The sequence below is a fragment of the Pigmentiphaga sp. YJ18 genome, assembly GCF_038066655.1.
Lineage (GTDB): Bacteria > Pseudomonadota > Gammaproteobacteria > Burkholderiales > Burkholderiaceae_B > Pigmentiphaga.
On record NZ_JBBUKU010000001.1, the window covers coordinates 2,783,721 to 2,797,009 of the forward strand.

At 64.8% G+C, this 13,289-nt stretch carries 28 protein-coding genes; 27 read left to right on the plus strand and 1 reads right to left on the minus strand.

What is annotated here, in order from left to right:
- The first annotated feature begins 100 nt into the window (after window positions 1–100).
- From WKR98_RS13380 to WKR98_RS13390, 3 genes are all read left to right on the plus strand, one after another.
- Entirely contained in the window at window positions 101–253 is a 153-nt protein-coding gene (locus WKR98_RS13380) for a hypothetical protein (RefSeq protein ID WP_341433589.1), read from the plus strand.
- A gap of 87 nt (window positions 254–340) precedes the next feature.
- Window positions 341–517 (plus strand): hypothetical protein, encoded by a 177-nt coding sequence (locus tag WKR98_RS13385; RefSeq protein WP_341433591.1) that lies wholly within the window; start codon window positions 341–343, stop codon window positions 515–517.
- A 111-nt stretch (window positions 518–628) separates the two neighbouring features.
- Complete coding sequence (locus tag WKR98_RS13390) at window positions 629–994, plus strand: hypothetical protein (protein ID WP_341433593.1); 366 nt, start codon at window positions 629–631, stop codon at window positions 992–994.
- A gap of 11 nt (window positions 995–1,005) precedes the next feature.
- Here WKR98_RS13390 and WKR98_RS13395 read toward each other — a convergent pair whose 3' ends face one another.
- On the minus strand, window positions 1,006–1,233 hold the full coding sequence (locus tag WKR98_RS13395; protein WP_341433595.1) for a helix-turn-helix domain-containing protein: 228 nt from the start codon (window positions 1,231–1,233) through the stop codon (window positions 1,006–1,008).
- 74 nt (window positions 1,234–1,307) lie between these two features.
- Between WKR98_RS13395 and WKR98_RS13400 the strand changes: the two genes are divergently transcribed.
- The 24 genes from WKR98_RS13400 to WKR98_RS13515 all read left to right on the plus strand — a co-directional run bounded on the left by WKR98_RS13400 (window position 1,308) and on the right by WKR98_RS13515 (window position 13,127).
- Entirely contained in the window at window positions 1,308–1,979 is a 672-nt protein-coding gene (locus WKR98_RS13400; RefSeq protein WP_341433597.1) for a LexA family protein, read from the plus strand.
- A complete protein-coding gene (locus tag WKR98_RS13405) occupies window positions 1,976–2,302 on the plus strand; it encodes a hypothetical protein (protein WP_341433599.1) in 327 nt (108 codons plus the stop codon). The genes WKR98_RS13400 and WKR98_RS13405 overlap by 4 nt, the downstream gene beginning before the upstream one ends.
- A gap of 147 nt (window positions 2,303–2,449) precedes the next feature.
- A complete protein-coding gene (locus WKR98_RS13410; RefSeq protein ID WP_341433601.1) occupies window positions 2,450–2,761 on the plus strand; it encodes a hypothetical protein in 312 nt (103 codons plus the stop codon).
- An 8-nt stretch (window positions 2,762–2,769) separates the two neighbouring features.
- Window positions 2,770–2,949: a hypothetical protein gene (locus WKR98_RS13415; protein ID WP_341433603.1), complete on the plus strand. Its 180-nt coding sequence runs from the start codon at window positions 2,770–2,772 to the stop codon at window positions 2,947–2,949.
- A gap of 2 nt (window positions 2,950–2,951) precedes the next feature.
- Window positions 2,952–3,332 carry a hypothetical protein gene (locus WKR98_RS13420; protein ID WP_341433605.1) on the plus strand — a complete coding sequence of 127 codons (381 nt, stop codon included), beginning with the start codon at window positions 2,952–2,954 and terminating at the stop codon, window positions 3,330–3,332.
- Window positions 3,325–3,483 carry a hypothetical protein gene (locus WKR98_RS13425; protein WP_341433607.1) on the plus strand — a complete coding sequence of 53 codons (159 nt, stop codon included), beginning with the start codon at window positions 3,325–3,327 and terminating at the stop codon, window positions 3,481–3,483. The genes WKR98_RS13420 and WKR98_RS13425 overlap by 8 nt, the downstream gene beginning before the upstream one ends.
- Window positions 3,480–3,734 (plus strand): hypothetical protein, encoded by a 255-nt coding sequence (locus WKR98_RS13430; RefSeq protein WP_341433610.1) that lies wholly within the window; start codon window positions 3,480–3,482, stop codon window positions 3,732–3,734. The genes WKR98_RS13425 and WKR98_RS13430 overlap by 4 nt, the downstream gene beginning before the upstream one ends.
- Window positions 3,731–3,982, plus strand: a complete 252-nt coding sequence (locus tag WKR98_RS13435; protein ID WP_341433613.1) for a hypothetical protein — start codon at window positions 3,731–3,733, stop codon at window positions 3,980–3,982. The genes WKR98_RS13430 and WKR98_RS13435 overlap by 4 nt, the downstream gene beginning before the upstream one ends.
- Window positions 3,979–5,190, plus strand: coding sequence for a hypothetical protein (locus WKR98_RS13440; protein ID WP_341433614.1), 1,212 nt, complete (start codon window positions 3,979–3,981; stop codon window positions 5,188–5,190). Before WKR98_RS13435 ends, WKR98_RS13440 begins: the two co-directional genes overlap by 4 nt.
- 35 nt (window positions 5,191–5,225) lie before the next feature.
- Entirely contained in the window at window positions 5,226–6,083 is an 858-nt protein-coding gene (locus WKR98_RS13445; protein ID WP_341433616.1) for a hypothetical protein, read from the plus strand.
- Window positions 6,080–6,697: a lambda exonuclease family protein gene (locus tag WKR98_RS13450; RefSeq protein ID WP_341433618.1), complete on the plus strand. Its 618-nt coding sequence runs from the start codon at window positions 6,080–6,082 to the stop codon at window positions 6,695–6,697. Before WKR98_RS13445 ends, WKR98_RS13450 begins: the two co-directional genes overlap by 4 nt.
- Window positions 6,698–6,711: 14 nt before the next feature.
- Window positions 6,712–7,323, plus strand: a complete 612-nt coding sequence (locus tag WKR98_RS13455) for a 3'-5' exonuclease (protein WP_341433620.1) — start codon at window positions 6,712–6,714, stop codon at window positions 7,321–7,323.
- A gap of 86 nt (window positions 7,324–7,409) precedes the next feature.
- Entirely contained in the window at window positions 7,410–7,724 is a 315-nt protein-coding gene (locus WKR98_RS13460; RefSeq protein ID WP_341433621.1) for a hypothetical protein, read from the plus strand.
- A 328-nt stretch (window positions 7,725–8,052) separates the two neighbouring features.
- On the plus strand, window positions 8,053–8,580 hold the full coding sequence (locus WKR98_RS13465) for a hypothetical protein (RefSeq protein ID WP_341433622.1): 528 nt from the start codon (window positions 8,053–8,055) through the stop codon (window positions 8,578–8,580).
- Between the two features lies 1 nt (window position 8,581).
- Complete coding sequence (locus WKR98_RS13470; RefSeq protein ID WP_341433624.1) at window positions 8,582–8,998, plus strand: hypothetical protein; 417 nt, start codon at window positions 8,582–8,584, stop codon at window positions 8,996–8,998.
- Complete coding sequence (locus WKR98_RS13475; protein ID WP_341433626.1) at window positions 8,991–9,158, plus strand: hypothetical protein; 168 nt, start codon at window positions 8,991–8,993, stop codon at window positions 9,156–9,158. Before WKR98_RS13470 ends, WKR98_RS13475 begins: the two co-directional genes overlap by 8 nt.
- On the plus strand, window positions 9,139–9,831 hold the full coding sequence (locus WKR98_RS13480; RefSeq protein ID WP_341433628.1) for a hypothetical protein: 693 nt from the start codon (window positions 9,139–9,141) through the stop codon (window positions 9,829–9,831). Before WKR98_RS13475 ends, WKR98_RS13480 begins: the two co-directional genes overlap by 20 nt.
- Window positions 9,821–10,468: a hypothetical protein gene (locus WKR98_RS13485; RefSeq protein WP_341433630.1), complete on the plus strand. Its 648-nt coding sequence runs from the start codon at window positions 9,821–9,823 to the stop codon at window positions 10,466–10,468. Before WKR98_RS13480 ends, WKR98_RS13485 begins: the two co-directional genes overlap by 11 nt.
- Entirely contained in the window at window positions 10,461–11,195 is a 735-nt protein-coding gene (locus WKR98_RS13490; RefSeq protein ID WP_341433632.1) for a hypothetical protein, read from the plus strand. Before WKR98_RS13485 ends, WKR98_RS13490 begins: the two co-directional genes overlap by 8 nt.
- 386 nt (window positions 11,196–11,581) lie before the next feature.
- Window positions 11,582–11,764, plus strand: a complete 183-nt coding sequence (locus tag WKR98_RS13495; RefSeq protein WP_341433634.1) for a hypothetical protein — start codon at window positions 11,582–11,584, stop codon at window positions 11,762–11,764.
- Window positions 11,764–12,018: a hypothetical protein gene (locus WKR98_RS13500; protein WP_341433635.1), complete on the plus strand. Its 255-nt coding sequence runs from the start codon at window positions 11,764–11,766 to the stop codon at window positions 12,016–12,018. The genes WKR98_RS13495 and WKR98_RS13500 overlap by 1 nt, the downstream gene beginning before the upstream one ends.
- A complete protein-coding gene (locus WKR98_RS13505; protein ID WP_341433638.1) occupies window positions 12,015–12,524 on the plus strand; it encodes a DUF1643 domain-containing protein in 510 nt (169 codons plus the stop codon). Before WKR98_RS13500 ends, WKR98_RS13505 begins: the two co-directional genes overlap by 4 nt.
- A complete protein-coding gene (locus WKR98_RS13510) occupies window positions 12,521–12,904 on the plus strand; it encodes a hypothetical protein (RefSeq protein ID WP_341433640.1) in 384 nt (127 codons plus the stop codon). The genes WKR98_RS13505 and WKR98_RS13510 overlap by 4 nt, the downstream gene beginning before the upstream one ends.
- Window positions 12,897–13,127, plus strand: a complete 231-nt coding sequence (locus tag WKR98_RS13515) for a hypothetical protein (RefSeq protein WP_341433642.1) — start codon at window positions 12,897–12,899, stop codon at window positions 13,125–13,127. The genes WKR98_RS13510 and WKR98_RS13515 overlap by 8 nt, the downstream gene beginning before the upstream one ends.
- Window positions 13,128–13,289: the final 162 nt, after the last annotated feature.

Consider the following 13,289-nt stretch of genomic DNA (forward strand, 5'->3'; position numbering starts at 1 on the left):
TGAGAGGCGTTGAGAGGCAAAAACGCCGAAAATTTTTTGATGCCGACCTACGCATATCCCACAATTCCCGGCCCTGCCGGTGCGAGTGAATACTTCGCTGATGACCGAAACCGAACGACTGCTGGCCGAGGCCAGAGAGATATGCCTGCGCGTGCACGGCACGGCGCCCGACGAGCTGGTGCTGGCGGTGTTCCACCGGCTTTGCACAGAACAGGATCTGGCGCAGGGGTATGCGGGAGAAGCGCTGCATTAGGCTTTTCCCTGAATAGGCGAGGGTTCCTGCTGGACGGTACAAGCGGTTTGGGCCACCAACCCGTAACCACCACCCAAAGGAACCCTCATGACGAAAGAGCAATTTGCGGAAGCACGCGGCGAACTCATCATCCTGCTCGAGAAGCAGGAGAACCTGTTTGCTGCGGTACCAGCCACGGAACAAGGCGGCAAGCACTTGGCGCAGGCGTACCTAGGCTTCATGGAGGCATACACCGAGCTCAAGAAGCAGAAGGTGCAGAACTGATCGGGGGCGCCGGCGATGAGGAGCTCGCCGGCGCCGATGATTGGCGAGGGCGCCGCGGCGCGGCTACGATCGAAGCTCTCACACACCGATCGACCCCAGGAGGGGACCCCCATGAACTGGGAATTCTTGTTGGGCTTGCTACTGCCCGCATATGGCGCCGGATACATCTGGCTGATCAAGACGGCGCGCGAAGATCCTCCGCTGTATCGAGTGATCGAATCGCAGTTGAAGGGCATATGCCTCGTCGTCGCCGCCGTGCTCGCCGTGCTAGCCTTCGCAATACCCCATGTCGTCGAAGGCCCGCGGCCTTTCATGAACGGCCTGGGGGCATTCATGTTGGTCCTGATCGGCATGAACATGCTCTTGTTGCAGTCGCTTTCACTGTTCAGGCGCATTTCAGAGATGCCTCCGCGAACAGCGCAATCGCACCAAGAGCCAGCGCCCCATACAGGAGAACCCACCCAGCCAGGCGTATGACCTCGCGCATCTCAGGCCACCTCCCCGGCGGGGGTGGGCTCGGGGGCGAGGGAGGGCTGAGCATCGAGCACTTCCCGAGCCAATTGCGCGAGCCGGAGGGCGTCATCGGCGCCGGTCGGCGTCGCGCCTCCCTCCCATCTGGAGATCCGCGGCTGTGGGATGCCGGAGCGGCGGGCTATCTCCGATTGCGAGAGGCCTGCGGCACGCAGCTTCTTGATGAGGTCGAGGGTCGTGTCCATGGCGGCGAATTTATACGCTTTCGCATAACTAGGCAATACCCAATCGCATTATTCATTCGTGCATAGTGCCGGCCATGAAACCGAGAGAGCTACTTCAACTGCTGATGGATCGGCACGGCGACAACCCGAATTCTTTGTCGCAAAAAACCAAAGTGCCGCAGCCGACCATCTACCGCTTTATCACCGGGACCGCCAAGGAACCGCGGCGCAGCACGTTGGAACCGATTGCCAAGCACTACGGCATCGCGGTCGAGGCTCTGTTCGATGAAAAACTGGCCACGGGGGTGGCCGCTATCGTGCTGGGGCAGAAAGAACCTACTCAAACGAACGTAGCCTCAGGTCCAGATATAAGGGGGAAGGTTCCATTGATTTCATGGGTACGTGCTGGCGAGCTGTGCGAGTCACCGGATATTTTTCAACCGGGCGACGCCGAGGAATGGCTTTACTGCCCGGTACCGCATAGCGCATCGACCTTTTGCTTGCAGGTGGTAGGGGACAGCCAGGATGACGGTACACCGAACGGGTACCGCGACGGCGAAATCATCTTTGTCGATCCTGAAGTAGACGCTCAGCCCGGGGACGATGTGGTGGTCCGGACGCCGGACAACAAGATGACTTTCAAGCGGCTGAAACAGGACACGGAAGGCTTGTACCTTCTCGGGCTCAACGGAAAGAAGATCATCCGGGTGCCTGAAGGTACCGTGTTCTGCGGCGTCGTTATTTTTTCCGGAGTGAAGCGGCGATGAGCGCGCCAGCCGGGCAGGTGATCATCGTTGTCTTGCTGCTGGTCGCCGCTGTTGTGGCCATCATTGCGGTCCTGCGAACCCCAGACCCAAAGCCGGGCCTAGCTGTGAACGAACGGTCCCAGGTGGCTCCGCCGCCGCCATTCTTCCCAAAGCTGCCGGTGTGGTCGCTCTTTCTCCTATGGCCCGCCATCGGCGTTGCCTTCGGCTTGTTCTTGTCTCTTTTCTTCAACGGTGACGCAGCCGGAAAAATTGCCGGTCCGGTGTTGCTCATCGGCTTTTACGACATACGTCGAGCCATAAGGTACCGCAAGGCTACCCGTTGAGGCCTTTCCACCCCCTCTAGTTCGCTGCCGCATAACCAGCGCGTCCCCGTCTGCACAAAATTATGCGTTTTCGTATTGACTTGAATTATTCGATTGCGCATAATTCGCCCCATCAACCACCGCCCACCAGGGCAAGGAGGATGGGGAATGGAAGCGAAGCACACACCGGGACCGTGGACGCACCGCAATGGGCGGATCTTCGCCACGGACCGCGAAAACCTCACGATCGCCAATGTCGCGCGCGCCGCGGATGGCGACTACTCGCCGGCCAATGGCCAACTGATCGCGGCCGCCCCCGAGCTGCTGGATGTGACGCGATTGGCGCTAGAAGCAATGGGGCAGGCGTTCGATGAAGTCTTTCATGAAATCCCAGAGGGAAGCGTCGTCCCTCCCTGGTTAGTGGACCTTGAGCGGGCCACTGTCGCCGCCCGCGCCGCCATTGCTCGCGCCACCGCCTGAGGCCCGCCATGCTGACCAACTACATCGACACCCCGGACGACGTGGGCGGGCTCCTCTACGACGAACGCGGCAACTGCATCCGCGTGTGGTGGCGCAATACCCTGGACCGCCGGTTCTGGTCTGTCACCCGTGACCTGCGGTCGCACGTCCTCGACGATTTCGGCACGCTGGTGCCGGTGGGGGAATAGCCATGCTCGCCACCACCAACCCCATGACCGCGGCCGACCAGGCGCGCCAGATCGCCGAACGCCGCACTTGGCTGGCCTGCCAGCGTCACACCATCGAGCACGCGCTGCTGACCGACGGTACGGCCGCCGAGGATGCGCACGTCCGCCGCGCTGCCGAGGCGCTGATGATCGATGTTGTGATGGCGCCGGACGATACGCCGCTTCAGCGGCTGTTGTGCGAGCTGTACCGCATGACGGTGGCGGGCGAGCCTGATGTGTCGCTGGGCGCGGCATTCCGCGAGTTTGTGCGGGGCAATGTGCGCCTGGCTGCCGAGATTAACTGGCAGGCCGCCCAGGACGGCGAGGGCGGCAAGACGTTCGCAGGAGGGCGGCGCCATGGCTGACCCAACCGTCGAAATCGCGCGCCTGCGCGCGCTCCTGCTGCGCGCCCGCGACACGCTCAACCTCGCAATCATCGGCGACTGGCCCCGGACCGAGCCAGAGGAACTGGTGTGCGACATCGAAGACGCCCTGGGCCTGGAGCGCAGCGAATGAAAGCCCTCGCCATCCTGCTGGTCGCGGCTGCTCCTGCCGCCGTCCTTCTGTACGGCATGCACCTCGGCCGCACCGACGCCGAGAACCTGTACGCCGACGAGGCCCGCGCCGACAAGATCGCGGCCATCCAATGCGGCCGGCATGCCCTGGTCGCCAAGCGCCGTGACGGCGCCCGCTTCTGCGTTTTCGCTAACCCCGACGGCCAGGCCATCGCGCGCCCGGTCTTCGACAACCCTATAGGTGCAATGTGATTCGTTCGATAACCATTCGCTTCGATTCGGAGCGCAACACGTACCAGGTTGAAGAGGGCGGGCGACTCTGCCCTGAACTGACGTGGGAGGAAATGCTCGGCCAGCTGGTGGAAATCACGCATCCCCGGTTGGGAACTGGCCGGTTCTCCATGCTGACCCCGGAAGAGCACGACGCGCGCCGCGCTCGCATGGTGAATCAAGCACGCGGAACCGACGAAGGTGTGGTTAATGCGGAGTTCCGGGCATGAATACCCCCAACGAAGCCACCACCGTCGAAGTCCTCGACCCCGAGCGATTTTTGGTCGCCTACAAGCCTTACAAAGCCGCCATCGCCGAGCTGACGCAGAAGTACCAGGGTGTGCAGTTCGACGTCGAGACGACGAAGGGGCTGGAGGCGGCCAAGGCCGCCCGGCGCGAGATCCTGGAGCCGGTATACGCCACCGAGAAGCTGCGCAAGCAGTTGAAGGCGCCGGCGTTGGAGTTCGCCAAACGCATCGACGGCGATGCCAAGGAAATCGATACGGCGCTGCGCAAGCTGGCCGATCCCATCGAGGCGCAGATCAAGGCCCGCGAGGCGGCCATCGAGGCCGAGAAGGAGGCCAAGCGCCTGGCCGAGGTGCGCCGGCAGGAGGAACTGACGCGCAAGATTTCGGGCATTCGCCAGACCGTGGCCGAGGCCGCTGGCCAGCCGTCCACATACATCGCGCAAATCATCAGCGACCTCGCTCTATGGGGCACCGAGGTATCGCTGGAGATCTTCGGCGACCGCACCGGCGAGGCGCAGCTGGCCCTGGACGAGACCCGCAGGCGTCTGGCCGACATGAAGGCCCAGGCCGAGGAGCGGGAAGCCGAGGCCGCGCGCCTCGAGGCTGAACGCAAGGCCGAAGCCGAACGCCTGGCCGCCGAACGCGCGGAACTCGAGCGCCTGCGCGCCGAGCAGGCCGAACGCGACCGCGCCGCGCGCGAGCAGCGCGAGGCCGAAGAGAAAGCGGCGGCGCAGGCCCGGGCCGCCGAGGAAGCGAAGCTGCAGGCCGAGCGCGAAGCCCTGGCCGCGGAACGCCGCGCGGCTGAACAGCGCCAGGCCGAGGCCGCGGCCCGTGCCAAGGCCGAACAGGAAGCCGCGCAGCGCAAGCTGGACGAGGAGCGCGAGGCGTTCGAGCGCCAGAAGCGGGAGGCTGCCGAGGCTGAGCAGCGCCGCATCCAGGCCGAGGAAGAAGCCCGCGCCCGCGCCGCGCTGGAAGAGGCCCGCCAGAAACGCGAACGGGAAGAGGCGGAGCGCCGCGAGCGCGAGGCCGAGCAGGACCGTTTGCATCGCGCCTCTAGGGCCATGCTGGACGCGCTGCTGGACTGGCGGCACGCCGAGGCATCAGGCGATGCCGACGAACTCGAGTGCGCCCGCAATGCCCGCGACGCTGCCATCGCCGCCGCCACGCAGCCCGAACCCGCCACCGTTTAACCACATCGCCCGGCCGCGCCGGGCAGGAGATCCGCATGTCCAACGAACTGACCGCCACCATCACGCAGACTGCGGTGGCCACCTTCGACCTGTCGCCCAAGAGCCTGGACCAGGCGATGGAACTGGCCAAGTTCATGTCCGACAGCGACCTGGTACCCAAGGACTTCAAGGGCAAGCCGGGTAACTGCCTGATCGCCATCCAGTGGGGCCTGGAAATCGGCCTCAAGCCCATGCAGGCCATGCAGAACATCGCCGTCATCAACGGACGGCCGGCGCTGTGGGGTGATGCCCTGATCGCGCTGGTGCGCTCGTCCCCTATCTGCGAATACGTGGTCGAGGAAGACGACGGCACCGTGGCCTATTGCCGCGTGAAGCGCCGCGGCGAGCCCGAGCAGGTGCGCACGTTCTCGGTTGAGGATGCGCGCATCGCCGGCCTGGTGGGCAAGGGTGGTCCCTGGACGCAGTACCCGGCCCGCATGCGCCAGATGCGCGCCCGCGCCTTTGCCCTGCGTGACGTGTTTCCCGACGTGCTCAAGGGCATTCCGGTGGCCGAAGAGATCATGGACATTCCCCGCGAGGTCGATATCACGCCCCAGCGCAACGCCACGCCCACGCAGCTGGCCCAGGCGCAGGCGGCTGCGGCCCCCGAGCTGAACGAGCACCAGAAGCAGCTCATCGTGGACCTGGAAGAGGTTGCGCGCATGAAGGGCCTCAAGCTGCTCGGCGAGGTGTGGGGCACCCTGACCAAGGAAGACCGCAAGGCCATCGGCGAGGAAGAGCTCAAGCGGCTGAAGAACATCGCGCAGAACGCGGACGATGACCGCGCCATCGCGGCCGAGGAAGCGCAGCACGAAGCCCAGGCCGCCGGCGGCGAACAAGGCGCCCAGCAATGATCGAGCAGCGCACCGACGAATGGTATGCCGCCCGCTCCGGCCGCATCACCGCGTCCGACTTCATCGACGTGGTGGCGGTCAAGCGGGACGGCAAGCCGACGGAGGCACGCGGCCGCCTGCTGCGCCGCAAGGCGTTCGAGCGCCTGGCCGGCGTGCCGACGAAGGGCATCAGCGCCAAGGCGCTGGAGTGGGGCATCGAGGCAGAGCCGCATGCCGTCGCGGCCTACGAGGTCGAGACCGGCAACGTCGTGCGCCCGGGCGGATTCTTCACGCACCCCTCGTATCCGTTCATCGGTGCATCGCCGGACAGCCTGATCGGCGACGAGGGGGGCCTCGAGTGCAAATGCCCACACGACGAAACCGTCCACATCCAGACGTTGCTGGATGGCATGCCTGCCGAGCACATGCCGCAGGTGCAGGGAAACCTGCTGGTGACCGGCCGCGCCTGGTGGGACTTCATCAGCTATGACCCTCGCCAGCGCGAGCCCTACCGGCTCTACGTGCAGCGGATCCCGCGAGACGAGGCGTATTGCCAGACGCTGCTGGCGGCCCTGTTGCAGTTCGAAATCGAGTTGAAGGCCCTGATCGAGCGCATTGAGCGGCGGGCCGCTTGAACCCTGGAGACATCATGCACGCTCTGTTCTACGACACCGAAACCACCGGCCTGCCGCTGTTCCGCGAGCCGTCCGAGGACCCCAGGCAGCCCCACATCGTGCAGCTGGCTGCCGCGCTGGTGGACCTGCAGTCCCGGGCGGTAGTGGCCAGCATCGACGTGATCGTGCGGCCTGATGGCTGGACGATCCCCGACGAGGTGGCCGCCATCCACGGCATCACGACCGAAATGGCCAGCGACGTGGGCGTGCCCGAAGAAGACGCGGTCATCATGCTGCTGGAAATGTGGGGCGGCCAGCGTCAGCTGGTAGCTCACAACGAACAATTCGACCGGCGCATCGTGCGGATCGCCCTGCATCGGCACCTGCCCCCGTACCTGGAGGACTGGAAGAGCGCCTCGGCCGAATGCACCGCCACCCTGGCCACGCCCATCATGAAGCTGCCGCCCACACCCAAGATGGTCGCCGCCGGCCGCCACCATCCCAAGACGCCGAACCTAGGCGAGGCGCACCAGTTCTTCCTCGAGCGCCCGCTGGTGAACGCGCACAGCGCGATGGCCGACGTGCAGGGCTGCATCGACGTGTACTTCGCCATCAAGGATTGGCAGGCCCAGCAGGCCGCAGCGTAGGTTTCACGGCGCGCGGCCTCGCTCTTTAACTCCATCCTCCCCCAACTTCGCCGCGCGTTCTTTTATTCACCACAGGAGCAATGAGCATGTCTGCTGACCAACAAATGCAAGCCTATCCGGCGCAGTTGGGCGTTCCCAATGTGCCGCGTCCTTCCGTCACCGTCATGAGCCTGTTGCCTGAGCTGGGCCAGGAACTCGACGCCCTCGAAGGATCCATCGGCCGCCTGCGCGACGCCGCGTCACCGGCCCTGCGATCTGTGCCGCCGGCGCCCAGCGGAATCGGTGGCATGCAGGCGGTTGCGAGCGAACCGCCCATCGTGGAGGGCCTGCAGGACTTCATCCGCCGCGCGCGCGATCTGCGCCGCCAGGTCGATGACATCGGCCAGCGCCTGGCGCTCTGATTTCCCCCAGGGCAGCCGCACAACCAACGGAGGCATTCCCGCGGCTGTCCATCTCCACCCGTCCCGGCCGGGCAATGCCGGGGCCATCAATGCAGCGCATCGGGGAGAGCCGTCCCGCCGCGGTAACGCCGAAAGGTAGCCCAAAGCAACGGTGCGCTGCACTGATGGTTCCAAGCACTCGGGTAATCAGCCCCGGCCCTGGCGAGGGTGTGAAGCGATAGGCCCGCAAGCCGAACGTCGCAAGCGTACGCAGCCATCACCCCACGCCGACGGGTACTCGGCCGCTGGCCCTGCGCTACGGGCAACGATCAACCACCACGGAGCCACTATGTTCTCCATCCAGCAGCAGACCGCGACATTGGCCCATCTGAACGTCCGTGCCGAAAAACATGGCGACGAGGACCATGGCGCGGCCGACCTGAAGATCACGTTCACCGCCGGCAACGGCATCCTGTCCGAGTTCCACCCGGTGCTGCGCTCGTCCATGTACAAGCCGGCCGACACGCCCGCCGACCAGGAAGAGATCTTCAAGCCCGACCCCGACGCCTTGACCGTGCGCCGCTTCGGCAACCTGATCGAGACGCTGCGCCTGAAGCACACCATCACGGGCGCCAATGTCGTGATCGGCTTCGGGGTAGGGGGCGCGTCGGATATCGAGCTGGAGACGGTAGACGTTGATGGATTTACCGCCGAGCTGCTGGAGGGCGGCAGCGTCAACATCACGTTCCGGGTCAAGTGCGCGCCGACGGCGGACCAGATCGCGCGGCTGTATGAGGTACTAGGCGGCGAGATCGACATCACAGTCACGCCGCCGGTGGATCCGCAGGGCTCGATGTTCGATGAGACCGAGAACTGATATGCCCCGCCCTCCCTTCATCCCCCACCGCACGCGTCCGGTCGGCAAGCTGCCCGTGATGGCCAAGCTGCGCGACGAGTTCGGCATGGTCGCCCACCTGGCCCTGTGCGGCCTGGAGACGGCGCCCAGCATTGAGGCGTTCGATGCTCTGGCCGAGGTGTTCAACCTGCTGCAGGTGGACCTGCGCAACGATGCGCGGCGGTCGGATGTAGCAGCGGTTATCTCGGATGGTGCGGGCGCGCTGATCGCGGCTCAGGATGCTGTGGCGGCCGGCCAGGTGCCTGCACCCGAGCTGCTGGAGAGGATCCGCGCCGGGGTGAACGCCATTGATGGTCTGATCGGCAAGCTGGACGTGACGCGGCTGTATGCGTCGATGCAGGTACTCAAGGCGATGAAGAGGGCAGAAGCGCGTGCCTGACATCTACATCCCCGCCGCCTGCCTGGCCGACGCCCGACGCGTGCTGGCCGCGCAGGATCCCGAAATCAGCAGGCTGGCCAGCAAGTGGCCGGCTGCCCAATGGCGCGCCGCGATACGGCAGGCGCAGCAGGAGTTAGAGCATGTCCACGACAGCATGTGACGATCAATTCAACGATCCGCCCATCGAGACCAGCGAGGCCGAGGCGCGGCCGTACGCCGGCGGCGCACCCGAAAACATCCGCGCAGGCGACCCCTACGACGACCTGGCGTTCGAGCGCCTGGCGCGCGAGCATGACATATGGGGCCGGGCTGAAAGCGCGCTGTGTGCGGTGTTCTGGCTCGCGGGGAAGAAGCAACCGCCCAGCGGGCAGAGTGCTGCGCCAGTGGGCGCCCCCGATCGCATATTCCTGGTGATCGGCGAAGGTGCACCCGCGAATACCCCGTTCGGCACGTTGGCGGAGGTGACCTGGTGCCCAGACCGGGTGAACAACACCGACATCGAATACGTGCGCGCTCAACCTGCCACTGCAACGGTATCCGCAGATGCTGTTCTCCGCGATGCGATTGCGCACGGCGTCGGGGCCTACGTCGAGATTGACGGGCGGCAGATCCATATCCCGGCCGAAGTCCTGCGGGGTGAGCAGCCTGCCGATGCAACGGAGCCGGCCGACGCCCAGGTGATCCGCAAGGCGGTGCTGGAGGAAGCGGCGGCAGCAGTTGAGCAACACGACCGCACCGGTCGCTCCTGGGTGCCCGACAGCTTGTGGGGAAACATCACTCGCGAGGCTGCTGGCCGCATCCGCGCTCTCAAGGGGAACAGCCATGGCGAATGACGTGACCCGCGAAGCGCTGAGGTCTGCGCTACGCGAGCTTCTGGATGTGACTACCAGCCATTTCCATATGCCCGCAAGGATGGCTGCGGCTACGAAGCAAGCCAGCGCCGCCCTGGCAGCCCCTGCCGCGCCGTTCGATTGGCGCGAGCTGGCCCGGCGCCTCTACGTCGAGCTGTTCCATTGCGACCAGCAGATGTGCAGCACCAGGGACGAGGACGGCGACCCGATCTGGACGACGGGCGCAACCGTGCGCGACGTGCTGCGCGATGCCAATGCCGCGCTGAAAGCCGCCCCTGCCGTACAGGCAGCGCCGCAGGTAGGAGAGGATGCCGCCAGTCAGGTCGAGCACCTAGACGTGGAGAACCATCGCCTGCGCCGCGCCATGCAGAAAATCATGGCGCGCCTTGCTGACCTGCTGGACGAGGATCAGTTCGGCAACATCGAGAGCATCGTGACGGAGGCAGGCGTCGAGCCGCCTGAACATGCAGCCCAGGCTGCGCCAGCCGTGCCGCAGATAAGCGACGCCATCTTTCTCGGATGCGCACGCTTGGGAATGGCTGGGGCTTCTGATGAGGAGGTAATGCGCTTCGTCCGCGTCGCTATAGGCCGCACCACCCAAGGAGAGAGCCATGAATGATAGCGATCTGAAATACATACAACGCGTCCTAGAGAGCAATGCACCTGACGAGGATCGGGAGCGCGCTGCTCAGATGGTTCGGGATATACGACGGGGCTACGGGCAGGCACCGGCCGCGAGCGCAGAGCCGGTGGCGTGGTTCGTCGATTGGCCCGACACGCCCGAGCGGGGCCACTACCTGACCGAATCCCCCGCAGACATCGACAGCGGGCGACGCCGAGCACTGGGGTTCCTCGATACCGCCCCCGTTGCCGCCCCGGCACGGGCAGCCGGTTCACCCCGAGACTGGATAGAGGACGCCGGACACGAGAACGGTAACTACCAATGCAAGTGCACGGACTGCGGGCAGACATTCATGGGGCACAAGAGGCGCGTAGTTTGCAAGGTGTGCGCCCAGGTACCGACTCACCTGCTAGAGCGCCTGCGCTACCACGCTACGGACACGATGAATACCGCGTTCAGCCGGTCAACGATGACGGAGGCACTGCAATACCTGGAGGCTGCCCAGGCACCGACCGCCAATGGGGATGCGCTGGATGCGGCGCGGTGGCGCTACATGCGCCGCAAACTCTGTCTGACCGGGAACGGGGATGGGACGTGCGCAATGCACGCGATCAACCTGCCAGCAGCCATCCGGGGTTGGCCGGAGCCGGGCGAAGTGGCCGAGTTCTGCGACGCCGCCGTCGATGCCGACATTAAGCGCACCACCGATAGGGGCACAACATGAAATGGCTTCGCACCTTCATCTGTGACTTGTTTCACGGTGGCGGAACGATCGAGCGAGATTCAAGCGGTCGCATCAACTGGCGATGCTGTAAATGCGGCCGCTGGTCTGACTCGCCTGTGCCATTAAACGACGAACGGGCTGCGATCAATTCTGACATGCAGCGCACCACCGGGAGCGATCATGACTAAACCGCTCGCCGGGAAACGCTATTTCGAGGCGCTGGGGCGCCGGCATGAATCGCTGGGCCTGCCGTATCTGCGCGCAGCTACGCTGGGATGGCCGCTATGGGCTCGCCGGGCGTACTGCCGAGGCCGAATCTATCAAACCGAAAATCATGCGAAGGCAGCCACCGTTGCGAGCTCGCCCCTGCGGGAAGGGGGTGGCTCATGACCACCGCCGCAATAGTTGTTGCCATCATGGCCCTCGTGGTCATTCCGCTTTGCGCGGCCGACATCATCAGGAGGGGGCTAAAACCGCCGTTCCTGGCCGATGGCGCAGATGAGGCCGCGCGGCAGCGTGACGCTGCTGCCGAGTATCTTGCAGCGCCCCTGCGGGAAGGGGGCGAGTGATGGCGATCTTCCAGCGAATCCCGCGCGAAACCATCCGCGAGCAGTTCACGCACTACGGGCTGTTCCTTGGCATTGTGCCCGTGTACGTCGGTGACCCTGACGGGGAGTGCCGGGTTGCCGTGCGCAACTGGGTCCCCGAGTGGACGTTGACCGCGGCCCAGTTCCTCCTGGAGCAGTTCGCGGCCCTTGGCCTGATCGACTACGACGGATTCATGATCAAACTGACCGGCAAGATTGAGGGAATCGCCCGATGAGCGCCATCATCAGTCCCTGCGGCCTGTACCGCTACCGCCTGGAGCGCAGTGTGGGCATGGTAGGCCCGGTCTATGCCTTCTTCGGGATCAACCCGAGCACAGCCGATGCCCGTGACGACGACGCCACCGTCCGCAAATGGACAGGGTTCGTCAAGACATGGGGTGGGAGTCGATTCATCGTGGGAAACGTCTCGCCGTTGCGCGCAACCGATGTTCGGAAGATCAAGCGACGGCTGCTGTCCACGCAAGCCTACGCCGACAACCTGCGTCATCTCGAAAGCATCGTGGCCGAGGCCGACGTGCTAGTGCCGTGCTGGGGAGATCGCGGCAAGGTGCCGCATGTTCTGCACGATGACGTCGACCGGCTTCTGGCCATGCTGCTGAACAGCGGTAAGCCTGTGATGCACCTCGGCCTGACAAAGAGCGGAGATCCGAAGCACCCGCTCATGCTGGCTTACAGCACCCCACTGATGCCATGGAAACCTTCGATGGAGACCGCCCAATGAGCGACGACGATATCAAGCCCGTTCTCACGGATCGCCAGTTGATGGATTTCGGGATACCCGATATCGAAACCGGTCGAGCCATCGAACTCGCCGTCCTCCAGGCCGACCGCGCGAGCCGCGCCCCTTCCCCGCAGGGCGATGTGCGACCCAGCGGCGCCACGCTGCGTTGCCGGCGGTGCGGCGAGCACGCGGATATCGCGTTCAACTACGCCAGCACAGCCGATGACCTACTGGATCGAATCGAGGTCGAAATGCGGCACGCTCGCAAGTTCATCGCTTCGAGGGAAAAGATGCACCCCATCGGTGTCGAACAATTCGATCAGGTGTACGAGGCTGTCGCCGCCCGCAGCACCCCTGCAAAGGGAGGTGAGCATGGCTGACAAGAGACTGGAGCGCGAGCAACGCATGTACGACGCGCTGAAGCTGATCGCCAAGGGCTACGAAACGCCGACGCAACTGCGCAAATCCGCCGAGAAGTACGGGCTCGACTTCGAAGAGGCGCTGGAATATGCCTACGAGAACATCCGCGCCACGGCTGCCGACGCTATCCGAGGCATGAAGCGTCCCAGCGCCAGCACCCTTGCAACCGAGAAGGGGGAGTGATGAGCCGCCTCTACCCATGGACCGGCAAACCTGCCGTGCCCCGCAAAAAGAACCGGATCTGCTGCATCGTCTGCGGCTGGCCGAAAGATTCCGCAGTACACAGGCCGCCGCACGGGGCGCATGCCGATGCTGCGCCCTACGACCACGAGTTCACGCCTCCGG